The 15,278-nt window shown below is 70.8% G+C and carries 13 protein-coding genes and 1 pseudogene; all 14 read right to left on the reverse strand.

The window, feature by feature from the left end; genetic code table 11:
* Positions 1-137: 137 nt before the first annotated feature.
* Positions 138-1,508 carry a GH1 family beta-glucosidase gene (locus tag ACLEQD_RS20205; RefSeq protein WP_410385925.1) on the reverse strand — a complete coding sequence of 457 codons (1,371 nt, stop codon included), beginning with the start codon at positions 1,506-1,508 and terminating at the stop codon, positions 138-140.
* Positions 1,489-2,484, reverse strand: a complete 996-nt coding sequence (locus ACLEQD_RS20210; RefSeq protein WP_410385926.1) for an ABC transporter ATP-binding protein — start codon at positions 2,482-2,484, stop codon at positions 1,489-1,491. The genes ACLEQD_RS20205 and ACLEQD_RS20210 overlap by 20 nt, the downstream gene beginning before the upstream one ends.
* A complete protein-coding gene (locus ACLEQD_RS20215; protein ID WP_410385927.1) occupies positions 2,481-4,244 on the reverse strand; it encodes a dipeptide/oligopeptide/nickel ABC transporter permease/ATP-binding protein in 1,764 nt (587 codons plus the stop codon). The genes ACLEQD_RS20210 and ACLEQD_RS20215 overlap by 4 nt, the downstream gene beginning before the upstream one ends.
* Positions 4,237-5,220, reverse strand: coding sequence for an ABC transporter permease (locus ACLEQD_RS20220; protein ID WP_410385928.1), 984 nt, complete (start codon positions 5,218-5,220; stop codon positions 4,237-4,239). Before ACLEQD_RS20220 ends, ACLEQD_RS20215 begins: the two co-directional genes overlap by 8 nt.
* Before the next feature lie 2 nt (positions 5,221-5,222).
* On the reverse strand, positions 5,223-5,732 hold the full coding sequence (locus ACLEQD_RS20225) for a hypothetical protein (RefSeq protein ID WP_410385929.1): 510 nt from the start codon (positions 5,730-5,732) through the stop codon (positions 5,223-5,225).
* Positions 5,666-6,679, reverse strand: a complete 1,014-nt coding sequence (locus ACLEQD_RS20230) for an ABC transporter substrate-binding protein (protein ID WP_410385930.1) — start codon at positions 6,677-6,679, stop codon at positions 5,666-5,668. Before ACLEQD_RS20230 ends, ACLEQD_RS20225 begins: the two co-directional genes overlap by 67 nt.
* A gap of 180 nt (positions 6,680-6,859) precedes the next feature.
* On the reverse strand, positions 6,860-7,615 hold the full coding sequence (locus ACLEQD_RS20235) for a family 16 glycosylhydrolase (RefSeq protein WP_410385931.1): 756 nt from the start codon (positions 7,613-7,615) through the stop codon (positions 6,860-6,862).
* A 104-nt stretch (positions 7,616-7,719) separates the two neighbouring features.
* The gene (locus ACLEQD_RS20240) at positions 7,720-8,901 is read right to left on the reverse strand and encodes an ROK family protein (protein ID WP_410385932.1); all 1,182 of its coding nucleotides are present in this window, start codon (positions 8,899-8,901) and stop codon (positions 7,720-7,722) included.
* 92 nt (positions 8,902-8,993) lie between these two features.
* Entirely contained in the window at positions 8,994-9,752 is a 759-nt protein-coding gene (locus ACLEQD_RS20245) for a hypothetical protein (RefSeq protein ID WP_410385933.1), read from the reverse strand.
* A gap of 446 nt (positions 9,753-10,198) precedes the next feature.
* A pseudogene (locus ACLEQD_RS20250) lies at positions 10,199-10,537 on the reverse strand (two-component system response regulator); the annotation flags it as partial.
* Positions 10,538-10,539: 2 nt separating this feature from the next.
* Positions 10,540-12,108, reverse strand: coding sequence for an RAD55 family ATPase (locus tag ACLEQD_RS20255; RefSeq protein WP_410385934.1), 1,569 nt, complete (start codon positions 12,106-12,108; stop codon positions 10,540-10,542).
* 146 nt (positions 12,109-12,254) lie between these two features.
* On the reverse strand, positions 12,255-13,034 hold the full coding sequence (locus ACLEQD_RS20260; RefSeq protein WP_410385935.1) for a lysophospholipid acyltransferase family protein: 780 nt from the start codon (positions 13,032-13,034) through the stop codon (positions 12,255-12,257).
* Between the two features lie 28 nt (positions 13,035-13,062).
* On the reverse strand, positions 13,063-13,848 hold the full coding sequence (locus tag ACLEQD_RS20265; protein ID WP_410385936.1) for an exodeoxyribonuclease III: 786 nt from the start codon (positions 13,846-13,848) through the stop codon (positions 13,063-13,065).
* 86 nt (positions 13,849-13,934) lie between these two features.
* Positions 13,935-15,278, reverse strand: a 1,344-nt coding sequence (locus ACLEQD_RS20270; protein WP_410385937.1) for a lamin tail domain-containing protein, incomplete at its 5' end; no start/stop codon positions are given.

Genomic DNA, 15,278 nt, shown 5'->3' on the forward strand with positions numbered 1-15,278 from the left:
CGCGGCGGCGTCCACGGAGCCGGCCGAGGGCGGCTGCGCCGCGGGCGGGGACTGCACGGGAGCGCCCGCACCGGACACCTGGGCGAACGCCTGGGTGCCGCCGCACAGCGCCAGACACGTCGTCAGGAAGAGCCTTTTCAAGCAGCCTGCTCCACGTCCAGGCCGTTGTGGGCCACGACGTCGCGATAGAGATGGGCGCTGTCCTTCGGGATGCGCTGCTGGGTGGCGTAGTCCACCCACACCAGGCCGAAGCGCTTGGTGTACCCGTAGGCCCACTCGAAGTTGTCCAGCAGCGACCACGCGAAGTAACCCGCCAGGTTCACGCCCTGCGCGATGGCGTCACCGCACGCCTCCAGGTGCCCGCGCAGGTACTCCACACGCTGCACGTCGTGCACGCGGCCATCCGCGCTGGGGGCCGTGGAGTACGCGCAGCCGTTCTCCGTGATGTAGATGGGGCCGGGCCTGTATTCCTTCTCCAGATGCACCAGCAGACGCGTGAGGGAGGCCGGGCACACCTCCCAGTCCATGTCCGTCTTGTCCGGGCGCACGAACACCGTGCGGGGCGCGTTCTGCTCCTCCGGGATGCGGTTGCTGCGCAGGACCGCGCGCGAATAGAAGTTCACGCCCAGGAAGTCGGTGGGCGTGGCGATGGTCTCCAGGTCGCCGGGCTGGATGAAGTCCAGGTGCGAGGACGGGATGCGGCCCGCCTTCACGTGGTCCTCGATCGTGTCCTGCGGGTAGCCCCGGCCGTAGAGCGGCTCCAGGAACCAGCGGTTGAAGCCGCCGTCGAAGTCGCGGGTCGCGTCCGCGTCCTCCGGGCTGGGCGACGCGGGCTCGCCCGGCGTGAGGTTGAGGGTGATGCCCACCTCCGCGCGCTGCACGTTGGCGCGCAGCACCTTCACCGCGTTGCCGTGCGACACCAGCAGCGTGTGCGCCGCGGCCAGCATCTTGGCCCAGTCCTTGTGGCCCGGGGCGTGCTCGCCGTTGCCGTAGCCCAGGTAGCTGATGCACCAGGGCTCGTTGTGGGTGATCCACCGCTTCACGCGGTCGCCCAGCGCGCGGCTGATGACGTCCGCGTACTCCACGAAGGCGTCGCCGGTGGCGCGCGCGGGCCAGCCGCCCTGGTCCTCCAGCACCTGCGGCAGGTCCCAGTGGTAGAGCGTGACGAAGGGCTCGATGCCCGCGCCCAGCAGCGAGTCCACGAGGCGCGAGTAGAAGTCCACGCCCGCGCCGTTCACCCGGCCACGGCCCTCCGGGAGGATGCGCGGCCACGCGATGGAGAAGCGGTAGGACTTCAGCCCCATCCAGCGCATCAGCTCGATGTCCTCCGGCCAGCGGCGGTAGTGCTCACAGGCCACCGAGCCGTCGGACCTGTCTTGGATCTTCCCCGGGGTGGCGGCGAAGCGGTCCCAGATGGACTCGCCCCGGCCGTCCACGCGGGTGGCGCCTTCAATCTGATACGCGGAGGTGGCCACGCCCCAGAGGAAGTCAGGAGGAAACTGACGCATCGGCGGAGACTCCTTTCGGAACTTCAAGGTGGCAGCGGACGAGGTGATTCGCGGCCGGGAGGACGTCGGGAGGAGTGAGGGTGGAGCAGCGCGGCTCGGACACCGGGCAGCGCGGGGAGAAGGGACAGCCCACGAGCGGCGGCGCCTGCGTGGTGGGGCGCACCGGCAGCGCGGCCTGGAGGAAGTCGTCCCCGTCTGGCACCGCGGACAGCAGCAGCTGCGTGTACGGGTGGCGCGGCTGGCGCAGCACCTCGTCCGCCCTGCCCGCCTCCACCACCGTGCCCGCGTAGAGCACGAGGATGCGGTCGGCCAGGTGGCGCGCGCTCGCCAGGTCGTGGGTGATGAACAGGATGCCGATGCCGCGCTCCTGCGTGAGGCCGCGCAAGAGCTGCAGCACGCCCTTGCGCGTGGACACGTCCAGCATCGACGTGGGCTCGTCCGCGATGATGACCTGCGGCTCCACCGCCAGGGCGCGCGCCACCGCCACGCGCTGGCGCTGGCCGCCGGACAGCTCATGCGGGTAGCGCTTCGCGAAGGCCTCCGCGGGCGTCAGGCCCACGGACTCCAGGAGCGACAGCACCTTCGTGCGCAGGCCGGACCTGGGCACCCGGCCGTGGCGCACGAGCGGCCGCTCCAGGTGATAGGCCACCGTGTGCACGGGGTTGAGGGACGCGAACGGATCCTGGAACACCATCTGCACGCGGCCCCGGTAGTCGAGCGACGCCTGGGCGCCGCCGTCCGCCAGCACGTCGCGTCCGGCGAGCCGCAGCTGGCCCGCGTCCGGCATGTCCAGCCGTGCCAGCAGCCGCGCCAGCGTGGACTTGCCGCTGCCGGACTCGCCCACCAGCGCGACGATCTCCCCCGGCTGGAGGGAGAAGGACACGCCCTTGAGGATGGGCTTGCGCTCGCGGGAGAAGAAGCCGCCGCCCAGGTAGCTGCGGGTGAGGCCTTCCGCTTCCAGGAGGGGGGCGCTCATCGGTGACCTCCGGGGATGGCGGCGATGCGCGTGGACGGCCGGGACACGGACAGCTCCGGCGCCTGCACCGGCCGGGGCGCGGCGTCCTTCGCGGACAGGTGCGGGAACGAGGACAGCAGCAGCTGCGTGTACGGGTGACGGGCCCCGGCGCGCAGGTTGGCGGACGTGTCCACCTCCACCAGCTTGCCGGCCTGGAGCACGCCCACGCGGTCCGACAGCGCGAGCAGCAGCGGCAGGTCATGCGTGATGAAGAGCATGGCGAAGCCCAGCCGCTGCTTGAGCTCCACCATGCGCTGGAGCAGCTCCTTCTGCACCACGACGTCCAGCGCCGTGGTGGGCTCGTCCATGATGATCAGCCGGGGCTCCAGGGCCAGCGCCAGCGCGATGCCCACGCGCTGCCGCATGCCGCCGGAGAGCTGGTGCGGCCACGCCGTCACCAGGTCCGGCGACAGGCCCACCATGCCCAGGAGCTCCCGCGCGCGGGCGTAGGACGTGCCGCGCGACACGCGGCCGTGCGCCGCGAGCGTGTCGTGGAACTGCTCGCCCAGCGTGAGCACCGGGTTGAGCGCGCTCATGGCGCTCTGGAACACCATGGACACCTGACGCCAGCGGAACGCGCGCAGGGCCGCGCCCTCCAGCGCGGTGACGTCCATGCCGTTGAAGAGGATGCGCCCCTGCGTGACGCGCGCGGAGGCAGGCAGCAGGCCCAGGAGCGCGGAGCCGATGGTGGACTTGCCGCTGCCGGACTCGCCCGCCAGGCCGAACACCTCGCCGGGCGCCACGTCGAACGACACCGAGTCCACCACGCGCGAGGCGCCCTTCTCCGTCGCGTAGTCGATGCACAGGTCCTCCACGCGCAGGAGCACGCCCGGCACCGGCCGCTCCAGGTGCGCACGGGCGACGGGTCCCCCGGGCAGCGGCGCGGCCTTGTGCACGCGCAGCGCGGGGTTGGTCATTTCGTCGATGGCGGAGCTCACCAGCGTGAGCGCGAAGCCCACCAGCGCGATGCACACGCCCGTGGGGACGAAGATCCACCAGGAGCGCGTGAGCAGCGCCGCGTCGTTGCTGGCCCAGTACAGGTTGGTGCCCCACGTCACCGTGCTGACGTCGCCCAGGCCCAGGAACTCCAGGCCCACCTGCGCGCCCACCGCGTAGAGCGTGTTCCCGATGAACGACGAGCCCAGCAGCGACGCCATGTTGGGCAACAGCTCCCGCGACACGATGCGCGAGTGGCTCTCCCCCGTCACCACCGCCGCGGACACGAAGTCGCGCCCGCGCAGGGCCAGCGACTCCGCGCGGAACACGCGCGCGTTCCACGCCCAGCCCGCCACGGTCAGCACCGCCACCATGCGCAGCGGGCCGGACGGCAGGTACGCGCCCAGCACGATGGCCAGCGGCATGCCAGGAATCACCAGGAACACGTTGGTGGTGAGCGACAGCACGTCGTCCACGCGGCGGCCCAGGTAGCCGGCGGTGACGCCCACCAGCGCGCCCACCAGCGTGACGAGCGCGCCCACCGCGAAGCCCACCGCCAGCGTCTCGCGCGCGCCCACCACCGTCTGCGCGAGCACGTCCTGCCCCTGCCCCGTGGTGCCGAGCCAATGCGCCGCGTTGGGCGGCTGGTGCGGCCGGCCGACGAGGTCCGTGGGGTCCATCACGAAGAAGGGCCCCACCACCGCGAGCAGGAGGAAGAACACGAGCAGGCCGCCGCCCACCGCCGCCTTCCGGTGGCGGGAGAGCCTTCGCAGGAAGTCACGCATGGGCGCGGGTCCTCGGGTCCAGCCAGAGGCAGAGGAGGTCCACGGCGAAGTTCGCCGCGAGCACCGCCAGGGTGATGACCAGGAACAGCCCCTGCATCAGCGGGTAGTCCTGGTTGCGCACGGCGAGGATGAGCAGGTAGCCCGTGCCCGGATAGGAGAAGACGATCTCCGTGAGCAGCGAACCGGACAGCACGAAGCCCACCGCCATGCCGAAGCTGGTGACGTTGGGCAAGAGCGCGTTGCGGGCCGCGTAGCGCAGCATCACCTGCCGGGGCGGCAGGCCGCGCGCGTGCGCCAGCCGGATGGAGTCCGTGCCCAGCGTGGCCACCATCGTGTTGCGCATGCCCAGCATCCACCCGCCCAGCGTGGCCACCACGATGGAGGACGCGGGCAGCACCGCGTGGCGGGCCACGTCCGCGGCGAACGCGAACGACAGCCCCGGCTCCATGTCGTGCCCGTACGCGTGGCGCAGCGGGAACCACCCCAGCACGAAGCCGAAGAGGTAGAGCGCCAGCATGGCCAGCCAGAAGTACGGGAAGGCCCCCAGGAACGCGAGCGCGGGCGCCAGCCCCGAGTCCAGCCACCCGCCCCGGTTCCACGCGGCGAGCACGCCCAGGAACGACCCCACCACGAAGCTGATGATGACCGCGACGCCCGCCAGCCCCACCGTCCACATCAAGCCGGTGCCAATCACCTCCGTCACCCGCGAGGGGAAGTACGCGTAGGACATGCCCAGGTCCCCCCGCACCAGGTGCTTCAGGTACGTGAAGTACTGGGCGTAGAGCGGCGCGTCCGTGAAGCCGAACGCGGCCTTCAGCGCGCCCATGGCCTCCGGGGCCACCTTGCCCTCGAAGCGCGCGAACATGGCCGCCGCCGGGTCGCCGGGGGCCAGCCGCGGGATGATGAAGTTGAGCGTGAGCGAGGCCCACGCGGCGATGAGGTAGAAGCCCAGTCGCCGGAGGATGTAGCGGCCCATGGTCAGCGCTCCCTCGGGGTCAGCTCCGTCAGCACCAGCAGGCTGTCGGGCTCCGCGTGCGGCGCGAGCCGCGCGTAGGGGTTCTGCTCGGTGGGGAAGCCCGTGAAGCGCAGGGAGTTGGACTCGCCCCAGGACGGGTTCGGGAACAGCGGAATCGCGGGCGCGGTGGCGGAGAAGCGCTGCTGCACCTGGGACATCAGCGCGTGCTGCTCCTCCGGCGTGCCGGCGCGCTCGAAGCGCACGAGCAGCTCATCCGCCTGCGCGTCGCCCATGCGGTGCCAGTTGGCCGCGGCCACCTCGCCCACCGGCCGCACCGTGCGCGGCGACAAGAGCCACTTGTAGAAGTTGTACGGCGTGGGGCCGTCCAGCGACCACGAGATGGCCAGCTGGAACTCGCCCTTCTGCAGGCGCGTGAACCAGGTGCCGAACTCGTACGTCTTGAGCGTCACGCCGATGCCCAGCTTGCGCAGGTCGCGGCCCACCACCTGCCCGCCCGCACCCAGTCCGACCACCCGCTCACCACCTCCAGGTCCAGCGCGAAGGGCTGCCCGTCCTTCAGGCGCCGCATCCCGTCCGCGCCGCGCGTGAGGCCCACCTCGTCCAGGAGCTTGTTCGCCGCGGCCTGGTCGTAATGCGTCCACGCGTCCTTCGCGACCCGCGGATCCTTCCAGCCGGTGTACGCGTCGTTGAGCGCGGTGGCGTCCGCGGGGCGGGTGTAGCCGTACATGGCCACCTCCACCAGCCGGTCGCGGTCCAGCGCCATGCTCAGCGCCTTGCGCACGCGCACGTCGTCCAGCGGCGGGCGCGTGGTGTTGGGGTAGAGGAAGACGGTGCTGCCGTAGAGCGGGAACCAGCGCGAGTGGTGCGCGGGGTCGCGCGACACGAAGGTGCGGTCCACCGCCGGCACGAAGTTGCCCGCCCAGTCCACCTCCCCCTCCACCAGCGCCATGTTGGCCTGGTCGTTGGTGGGGAACGCGAGGAAGCGCAGCGCCGACACCGCGGGCTTGCCGGGCTGCCAGTAGTGCGGGTTCCTGCCCAGTTCGTAGACCTGGTTGCGGAACAGCGTCACCTGGGTGAAGGGCCCGGTGGCCACCGGCTCCGGGTTGGTGAACGTCACCGGATCCGCGACGTCCTTCCAGACGTGCCGGGGCACGATGATCTGGTGCGCCAGGTCGCTGAAGCCCGGCAGGTACACGCGCGAGAAGGTGAAGGCGACCGTCCCCTTCCCTTCGGACTTCACGTCCGTGAGGAAGCGCCACACGCCGCCCGCGTCCAGCGCCGGGTGCTGCTTGAGCAGGCCGAAGGTGAAGACGACGTCGTCGGCGCTGAAGGGCTTGCCGTCGGACCAGCGGACGCCGTCGCGCAGGGTGAAGCGCAGCGTGCGCTGGTCCTCCGACCACGCGTGGCCGGTGGCGAGCCACGGCACCCACTTGCCCTGCGCGGAGCTGAAGATCTCCATGCACTCGTACACGCCCGCCCGGTGGCCAGCGCGCACCGGCGCCCGCGAACAGCGGGTTGAAGTTGCGCACCCACGCGCTCTGCTGCTCCACGGAGACGAACAGCACGCCCGGCGGCCGGGGGCGTGGATCCGACGAGCACGCCACCAGCAAGGCCAGCGGCAGGAGCGCGCGGGCGAAGCTCACTGCGCGGCCCTCTCGTAGACGCGCACGTAGTCCACCTTCATCGTCTGCGGGAACACCGTGCTGGCGTCAGGCGGCCCCACGAACGCGCCGCCCACCGCGACGTTCAGGATGAGGAAGTGCGGATGGTCGTAGACCCACTTCTTGCCGGCGGGCAGGTTCTTCGGCGTGGCCTCGAAGAAGACGGTGTCGTCGAGGATGAAGCGGATGCGCTCCGGCTCCCACTCCACCGCGTAGACGTGGAAGTCCGCGGAGAGCGGCGCGCCGGAGACGGCGTGCTCACGGCCGACGTTCGCGCCGCCGGAGTAGCCCGGCCCGTGCAGCGAGCCCCGGACGATGGAGGGGATCTGCCCGCGGTACTCCATGATGTCGATCTCGCCGCACTCCGGCCAGCCGACGGAGTCCACGTCCGCGCCCAGCATCCAGAACGCCGGCCAGATGCCCCGGCCGGTGGGCAGGTGGATGCGCGCCTCGATGCGGCCGTACGTCTTCGTGTAGCGGTTCTTCGTCGTCAGCCGCGCGGACGTGTAGTCGTTGCCGCCGTAGCGCTCCTTGCGCGCGGTGATGGCCAGGTGGCCCTCGCCGTCCAGCGACGCGTTCTCCGCCCGCGCGGTGTCGTATTCGAACTGGCCGTTGCCCCACCCGTCCCCGCCCACGTCTGGAACCCAGCGCTCCTTCGACGGCAGCGTGCCCGCGGGACCGTCGAACTCGTCCTGCCAGACGAGCTCCCAGCCCGTGCCCGGCTGCTCCGTCACGGGAGCGGGTTGCTCGTTTTTCTTGTTATCCAGACCTGCTGCCGGATCACACGAAGCCATCCCCAGGCCCGAGAGGGCCAGGGCGAGGACAACACGGCGCGATGTCATGCGGTTCTCCCGACGTTCTGCGTGGGAAAGAGGGAGCGGTCGCGCAGCGCCGCCTGGAGCACCAGGGTGGCGGCGCCCACGGCGATGGCGCGCTCTCCCAGCGTCGACGTGACGATGCGCGTCTCCGCCATGGAGACGGACAGGGCGCGCTGCCGCACGGACGCGCGCAGGGGGTCGAGCAGCATCTCGCCCACGGAGGAGATCTCCCCGCCCAGCACGACGATGGCGGGGTTGAGCAGGTTGAGCAGGCCGCCCACGGCGATGCCCAGGTAGGCGCCCATGCCGTCGATGATCTGCTTCGCGGCGGCGTCGCGCGCGGCGCCCTCCACCAGGTCGCGCACGGTGGGGCCCTTGCGGCCGCGGGTGCCCATCAGCTCGCGCGCGCGTTCGGTGAGCGCCGTGGAGCCGATGAGCGTGACGAGGCAGCCCCTCAGGCCACACACGCAGAGCGGCCCGTTGGAGTCCACCGGGATGTGGCCGATTTCACCGGCCGTTCCGCCAGCGCCCCGGTACACGTCGCCGTGGATGATGTGGCCGGCGCCGATACCGGTGGCCAGCTTGATGTACGTCAGGTCCTCGCCTCCGGAGCCCGCGCCCCAGAAGCACTCCGACAGCGCGCCGAGGTTCGCGTCGTTGTCCACGAACACGGGCATGTCGAAGGTGGTCTCGAACCACTCCTTCACGTCCACGTGCTTCCACGCGGGCAGGATGAGGGGGGACATCTTCCCGGGCGAGGCCGGGTGCACGGGGCTGGGCACGGCCACCCCCATGCCGACCACGGAGCGGCGCGGGACGCGCTCGGCGTCCAGGCACTCGTGGACCAGCTCCCTCGCCTTCTGCAGCGACCCTTCCGGATCGCCGCGCACCGCGTGGCTCGCCTTGCTCTGCGTGCGCACGCGGCCGCGGAGGTCCGTGAGGACGACGGTGACGTGGGAGGCGCCCAGTTCGACGCCCACCAGGCTGAAGGCCTCGTCACAGAAGCCGATGAGGGTGGGACGGCGGCCCCCGCGGGAGACCCCGGCGCCGATGCTGCGCACCAGGCCCGCCTGCTCCAGGTCCGCGACGATGGCGGAGACGGTCGACGGGCTGAGCTCCGTGCGCCGGGCGATCTCCGCCCGGGAGATCTGACGCTCGCGCCAGATCATGTTCAGCAGCAGGCCGCTGTTCTGCGCGCGCATGCCCGCTGCATCGACCGTCAACACCGCCGTTCCCGCTCTCATCGTCCGCTCACGTTCCGTTGTTGGCGCGCCTGGCGCTCAGGGTGTGGGGGTCAGTTCCACTGGATGTCGTCGATGAAGAACACGAACGGTTCATCGTGGCCACCCGCGGACCAGCCGAAGCCCGCCGCCACGTCGGCGTAGCGGATCTTGCTGATGTCGAGCGTGTACTTGACCGGCTCCTTGGTCAGCACGGCGGCCGGGCTGAGCTTCTTCTCGAAGCCGTCCTGGGAGTCGGGGCCGTAGCCCACGAAGAAGTCGACGGTCTCTCCGCCCTTCTCGCTCCACGCGTAGAACGTCACGGCCTTCGCGCCATCCGGCACCAGGAAGCCCGGCGTGTTGGTCTTGCCCCAGTTGCCTTCCGGGTACTGCCAGAAGACGCCCGCCCAGCCCTGGCCCTTCTTCGTGTAGGTGAACTTGTGGCAGGTCCCCAGGCCGGAGCCCGGACGCGGCGTGATGCAGGTGGGCTCGTCCACCAGGCCCTCCTCCGCGCCGTCCCCCATGTAGCCGCTGGGCGCCCAGGTGCCATCCACCGCCAGGGGCAGCGTCACGCCCGCATCCACGCCGGCGTCCGTCTCCGTGCCCGCGTCCATCTCCGTGCCCGCGTCCGTCTCCGTGCCCGCGTCGGTCGTGGTGCCGGCGTCCGTGGTGCTGCCCGCGTCGGTGTTCGTCCCCGCGTCGGTCTTGGTACCGGCGTCGTTCTGGGTGCTGGGGGTGGGCTCGTCCTCGGGGTCACAGGCGCCAATGAGCCCCGCGACCGCGAAAACTCCGACGGCCGCCAACGTCCACTTGAAACGCGTGTTGCGAAGCATGAATCCCCTCCGGGTTGTCTTGCTGGGATGACTTCGTTCTTACGGCGAAGAAATCAGAAGCTGCTGGAAGCCGCCGCCCGCATGTCGCGCCGCGTCACCCACGCCGCCATACGCCAGAGGAGAAGCTGCGCTCTCCCGCCGCCCGGGCTCCTGCCGCCTGGAGCCGTCCCGCGTCCCCGCCCACCGCGAACATGCGAGTTCGTTCGATTGGCGAAGAAATACCAGCCCCCTTTACCCATTTGCAAGCAGCCGGGAACACGGCGGACGCCGCAAATCGGGTAATGCAGTGCGCCGTGGCGCCGGGGACGTGGTGGGTGGGGTGAATGGGAACGGAGCGGCGGCCCGCGGTGCGCGGACGGCCTGGCTTCAACGTTCCGGGGCCTGGAGGCGCGTGGCCCCCTGGCCGGACGACGGACTTCAGTGCGCCAGGGGCGCGCGCCGATGATGCGGTGGACCATGGCGAGGAGTTGATCGATGTCGAAGGGCTTGGGCAGGAAGTCCGCGCACGGCAGGTGCTGCCAGAACTCAGGCGGGCTGGCGCTCATCATCACCACCGGGACGTCGCGCAGGACCGGGTCCTTCTGCATGGACTCCAGCACGCCCGGCCCGTTGAGCACCGGCATCATGTAGTCGAGCAGCACCATCGCCGGACGCTCCTGCGCCATCCGCTCCAGGGCCTCGCGGCCATTGAGCGCGGTGACGGTGCGGTAGCCCTCGTCCGACAGGAGGTCCCGCACGGCCTCCACGATGCCGAACTCGTCGTCGACGATGAGGACGGGCCCCATGGTCAGCTGCCTCGGCGCTTGCGGACGTTCCGGCGCGGCTTCGACGGCGTGGCCCTGGCGGAGGACGAGGTGCTCGCGCGCGGCTTGCGGCGCGGCTTCGGCAGCGGGGTCGGCTCCGGAGTCCGCGTGCGCGCGAGCCCCGTCATCAGCATCTGCCCTTCCGCGAAGGGCTCTCCCACTTCGAGCCCCTCGCCGGTGATCTCCAGCTCGCGCAGCGCGGGATCATAGGCGCTGTTGCGCACCTTGAGCGCCGCGATGAAGCGGCGCAGCCCGGAGTGCAGCTCCACCATGCGCAGGAACAGGATGTTCTCCGCCACCATGGAGATGCCCTTGAGCGGGAACTTCACCACCGGCCCGAAGGCGGAGGAGGCCTCGACGGTGTAGATGAGCGTCACCTCGCGCACCCGGCACTCGTTGACGAGCGCCGCCAGGAAGCGGGCCACCCGCGACTTGCGCGTCGAGGAGCGCAGGAGCGCTTCGTAGCCGTCCAGGAAGATGCGGCGCACCCGGCCGCTGCGGATGGTGGTCAGCAGCTCCATCCCCAGCTTGTCGAGGATGTTCTCCGTGGGGGGCCGGAAGCTCACCTCCAGGTCCCCGCGCTCCATCAGGGGCTGCATGTGCATGCCCACGCCGGCCGCCTGGGCGAGCATCCGCTCCGGCGCGTCGTAGAAGGCGAAGTAGTGGCCGCGCTCGCCCTGGCGTGCCCCTTCCGCGAGGAAGGCGAGCCCCAGGAGCGTCTTGCCGCTGCCCGGCGGTCCCAGGAGGATGGTGGTGGAGCCCGCGGGCACGCCACCCTTGAGCATGGTGTCCAGGCCCGGCACTCCGAAGGCGTCGCGCTCGCGCTTCCCCGCCCCGGGCACCAGGTTGCCGTCCACCATGGATTCGAGGCGCGGGTAGACGGTGAGCCCGTCGCCGGTGATCTCGAAGCCGTGCTGGCCCAGCCTGTACGCGCTGCCGCGGAACTTGCGCACGCTCAGCTCGCGCAGGGTGCGCACGCCGAAGGTGCGCTGCTGCAGCACCAGCAGGCCGTCCACCATGGTGTGCTCCGCGCGCAGGCCCTTGGTGCCGCCGGTGGTGAGCACGACCGTGGTGCAGCCGATGAGCCCCGTCACGACCTGGAGGCCGTGGATGAACTTCTTGAGCGCCTGCCGCGACGGGGCCAGCTCCTCCGCCGCCAGGAGCCCGTCCAGCACGAGCAGCGACGCCTTGTGCGCCTTGATCTCCTTGCGCACCAGGTCCGCGAGCGCCTCCAGCCCGCCCTGCTCCAGGATGGTGAAGGCGCTCAGGTAGCTGATCTTCCCCGGCACGCAGGCCGGGTCGAAGAACGACAGCGTCTGCAGGTTGCTCACCAGCTCCGTGTGCGATTCAGCCAGGAGCGTGAGGTAGAGGACCTGGTGTCCCTGGGCCGCCTGATGGAAGCAGATCTGGTTGGCGAGGATGGTCTTCCCCGCCCCCGGCAGACCCAGGACCATGTACATGCGGCCCTTGCGCAGGCCGCCGCACAGCACGGTGTCCAGGCCGGGGATGCCCGTGGACACGCGCTGCTCTTCACGAGGACCGCCCGCGGTCATCACACGCTTCCTTCCTGGGCGCCACGCGCCGAGCCGGACCGTGGAGGACGGACCTGGGGACTCCTTAGTCCAGACCCTCCTGGAGGGTTCAACAATCTGGGGCGCGTGCGGTTCTGAACGATACGCGCCCCCGGTCCGCCGACCGCTCAGGGGGCGGCGGGGGTGTCCGTCGCCGGGACGGGGGCCGCGCTCCCCGTCAGTGGCTTGAGCGTCGCGCGCAGGGCTTCAATCTGGGCGCGCGCCTGGGTCTTGAGCGTCTCCACGTCGTCCAGCGTCATCCCCTTCGTGGAGATGGGCGTGCCCACGGTCACCAGCCCGCGCGACGTGGCGAAGCGCCACGAGTGCTTGGGCAGCGCGAGCCGCGTGCCGCTCACCGCCAGGGGCAGCACGTCCGCCTGCATCTCGATGGCGAGCCGGAAGGCGCCGTCCTTGAAGGGCAGCAGCTCCTCCGTCTTGGAGCGCGTGCCCTCCGGGAAGATCATCACCGGCATCCCCTTCTGCATCCACTGCTTGCAGCGCGCCATGGCGCCGGTGGCCGAGTCGCGGTCGCCGCGCTCCACCGGGATGTCGCCGGCGATGCCCATCATCCAGCCCACCACGGGCACCTTGAAGAGGCTCGCCTTGCCCAGCCACTTCATCTCCCACGGCAGGTGGGAGATGAGGAACGGATCCGCGTTGGACTCGTGGTTGCTCACCACCACCGTGTTGGGCGCCACGTGGGCGGGCACCGGGCCGTGCACGCCGAAGCGCCAGAAGGGCGTGAGCTTCGCGGCGGTGACGCCCACCAGGCGGAAGCAGCGGCCCACCGCGTACTTGCGCTTGTCGAAAAGGAACGTGGTGATGAGCAGCGCGAGCTGGACGAAGAAGCCCACCAGGGCCACGAGGCCCACCTCGACCCAGGTCCAGATGGAGAGCAGTGCGTTCATGAGGGGCGTGCCTTGGGCATGAGGGGGTTCAGGTGAGGACCGAGGGGTCCAGGTCCACGCTCACGGGGCAGTGATCCGACCCGTGGACATCCGGATGCACGGCGGCCTTCTTCACGAAGGCCAGCGCCGCGGGGGTGGCGAGCACGTAGTCGATGCGCCAGCCGATGTTCTTCTCGCGCACGCCGGCGCGCTGACTCCACCAGGAGTAGTGGCCGCCCTGGGGGTTGAAGTGGCGGAAGGTGTCCACCCAGCCCGAGCGGATCCACCGGTCGAACTCCTCGCGCTCCTCCGGGCGGAAGCCGCTCGTCTCGCGGTTCTCGCGCGGGCGCGCCAGGTCGATGTCCTGGTGGGCGGTGTTGAAGTCGCCCATCACCAGCACGCGCTGGTTGTCGCGCAGCGGCTTCTCCAGGCGCGCGAAGAGGCGGCGGTAGAAGTCCAGCTTGAAGGGGATGCGGGAGAGGTCCCGGTCCTTCCCGTTGCCGTTGGGGAAGTAGCCGTTGACGACGGTGAGCTTGCCGAAGCGGGCGAACTGGAGGCGGCCCTCCGCGTCCAGCTCCGGGGCGTCCAGGGTGGTGGTGAGTTCTTCGGGTTCGTGGCGGCTGAAGAGGCCGACGCCGCTGTAACCGGGGCGCTCGGCGGCCACGAAGTGGGTCTTCCAGCGGCGGGGGGCGCGGACCTCCGCGGGGAGCTGCTCCACGCGGGCGCGCACCTCCTGCAGCCCCACGATCTCCGCCCGGGCCCTGGACAGCCACGGGAGGAAGCCCTTGCGGTGGATGGAGCGCAGACCGTTGACGTTCCAGGAGACGACTCGCACGCCCCCGCTTATGGCGAAAGCGCGCGGGTATTTCCAGCCCCCACCGTTCCTGGACGGACGGTGGGGGCCGGTCACTGCTCAGTGCGTCACGGCACTTCCGTGCCGCCGCTTGCCCGGGTCTGCGGGTCGCGCGTGGTGCGGAGGATGAAGTCCGCGCCGTTCACGTTGGTGTCCTCGCTGTTGCCCTTCTTCGCGTCCACGCCCGTGCCCTCCATGGTCGCGGCGGACGAGGCGGCGTTGGCTTTGCGCTCGAAGCTGCCGGCCTTTGACGGCGTGGCCTTGATGACTCCGCCTTCCCCGTCGTCACCCGAGCCCCAGCCCAGCTTGTCCACGACGTTGGGATCCGCGAGCGCGTCCGTGAGGTTGTTGGGACCGATGCGGACATGCCCACCGCCCGCGCCCATGGTGAGGGCCGTGCCCCACTTCTCGTCGGGCGTCCCGGGGCCCTGGAAGGTGTCCCGGGCGATGAGGAAGAAGCCGTGGGGCGCGATGCGGGCGGTCTCCTTCAGGACGTAGGTGCTGGTGTAGGTGCCACCCTTGTCCTTCTTGTACTGGACCTTCCAGCCGCCGATGTTCACCTCGGCGTTCGTCGGGTTGTAGAGCTCGATGAACTCGTCGTTGTCGCCGGTCGTGCCGGACGCCGGACCGGCGGCGGCGACCTCGCTGATGACGACGTGGTTCGTCGTCGGAGCGGCGTTGACCTTCGCCGTGGCGGACACGGACTGGCCGTTGAGCGTGGCCACGATGGTGCCCGTTGAACCGGACGCGCCGGCGGTGAAGGTGAACTTCGCGGAGATCTCGTTGGCCGGCACCGTCACGGTGGCCGGCACGGAGCCCACGTTGCCCGTCGTGGACAGCGCGATGGACGTCGCCGCCGCGGCCGGGATGTCGAGCGTCACGGTGACGTTGGCCGTCTCACCGGAGGCCAGGGACACCGTCTCCGGCGACAGGTACGCCAGCGATGCCGCCTCGGTCGCACCGAGCACGCGCACCGTGGCGGTGCGCGAGTCAGAACCCAGCGTCGCCGTCAGCGTCGACTTGGTGGAGCCCGCCGCCTCATCCGCCGTCACGATGACCGCCGCGGAGCGCGAGCCCGCCGGCACCGTCACCTGACCGTTGTTGGCCACGACCACCGAGGGGCTGGACGAGGCGACCTGGACCACGATGTCCGTGGCGGCCTCGGCGCTCAGCGTGACCTCAAGCGTCTCCGGGATCGTCTCACCCGTGGTGCCCGAGCGAGCGAAGACCGCGGCCGGCTCCAGCGCGCTCAGCGTCGCCGTGGTGCCCGCGTCCGTCTCCGTGCCTGCGTCGGTGCCCGCGTCCGGAGCCGGGCCGGCGTCGATGGCGCCGCCATCCGTGCCCGCGTCCGTCTCCGTACCGGCGTCGGTCTCCGTACCGGCGTCCGTGCCCGCGTCGGTGCCCGTCCCCAG

The organism is Corallococcus sp. 4LFB (assembly GCF_046520365.1).
Taxonomy (GTDB): Bacteria; Myxococcota; Myxococcia; order Myxococcales; family Myxococcaceae; genus Corallococcus; species Corallococcus caeni.

Bases quoted from the DNA above. Each gene is read 5' to 3' on its own strand.
- ACLEQD_RS20260 (WP_410385935.1), bottom strand. From the start codon at position 13,034: ATGAACGCACTGCTCTCCATCTGGACCTGGGTCGAGGTGGGCCTCGTG.
- ACLEQD_RS20210 (WP_410385926.1), bottom strand. From the start codon at position 2,484: ATGAGCGCCCCCCTCCTGGAAGCGGAAGGCCTCACCCGCAGCTACCTG.
- ACLEQD_RS20255 (WP_410385934.1), bottom strand. From the start codon at position 12,108: ATGACCGCGGGCGGTCCTCGTGAAGAGCAGCGCGTGTCCACGGGCATC.
- ACLEQD_RS20220 (WP_410385928.1), bottom strand. From the start codon at position 5,220: ATGGGCCGCTACATCCTCCGGCGACTGGGCTTCTACCTCATCGCCGCG.
- ACLEQD_RS20230 (WP_410385930.1), bottom strand. From the start codon at position 6,679: ATGGAGATCTTCAGCTCCGCGCAGGGCAAGTGGGTGCCGTGGCTCGCC.
- ACLEQD_RS20205 (WP_410385925.1), bottom strand. From the start codon at position 1,508: ATGCGTCAGTTTCCTCCTGACTTCCTCTGGGGCGTGGCCACCTCCGCG.
- ACLEQD_RS20215 (WP_410385927.1), bottom strand. From the start codon at position 4,244: ATGCGTGACTTCCTGCGAAGGCTCTCCCGCCACCGGAAGGCGGCGGTG.
- ACLEQD_RS20240 (WP_410385932.1), bottom strand. From the start codon at position 8,901: ATGCGCGCGCAGAACAGCGGCCTGCTGCTGAACATGATCTGGCGCGAG.
- ACLEQD_RS20245 (WP_410385933.1), bottom strand. From the start codon at position 9,752: ATGCTTCGCAACACGCGTTTCAAGTGGACGTTGGCGGCCGTCGGAGTT.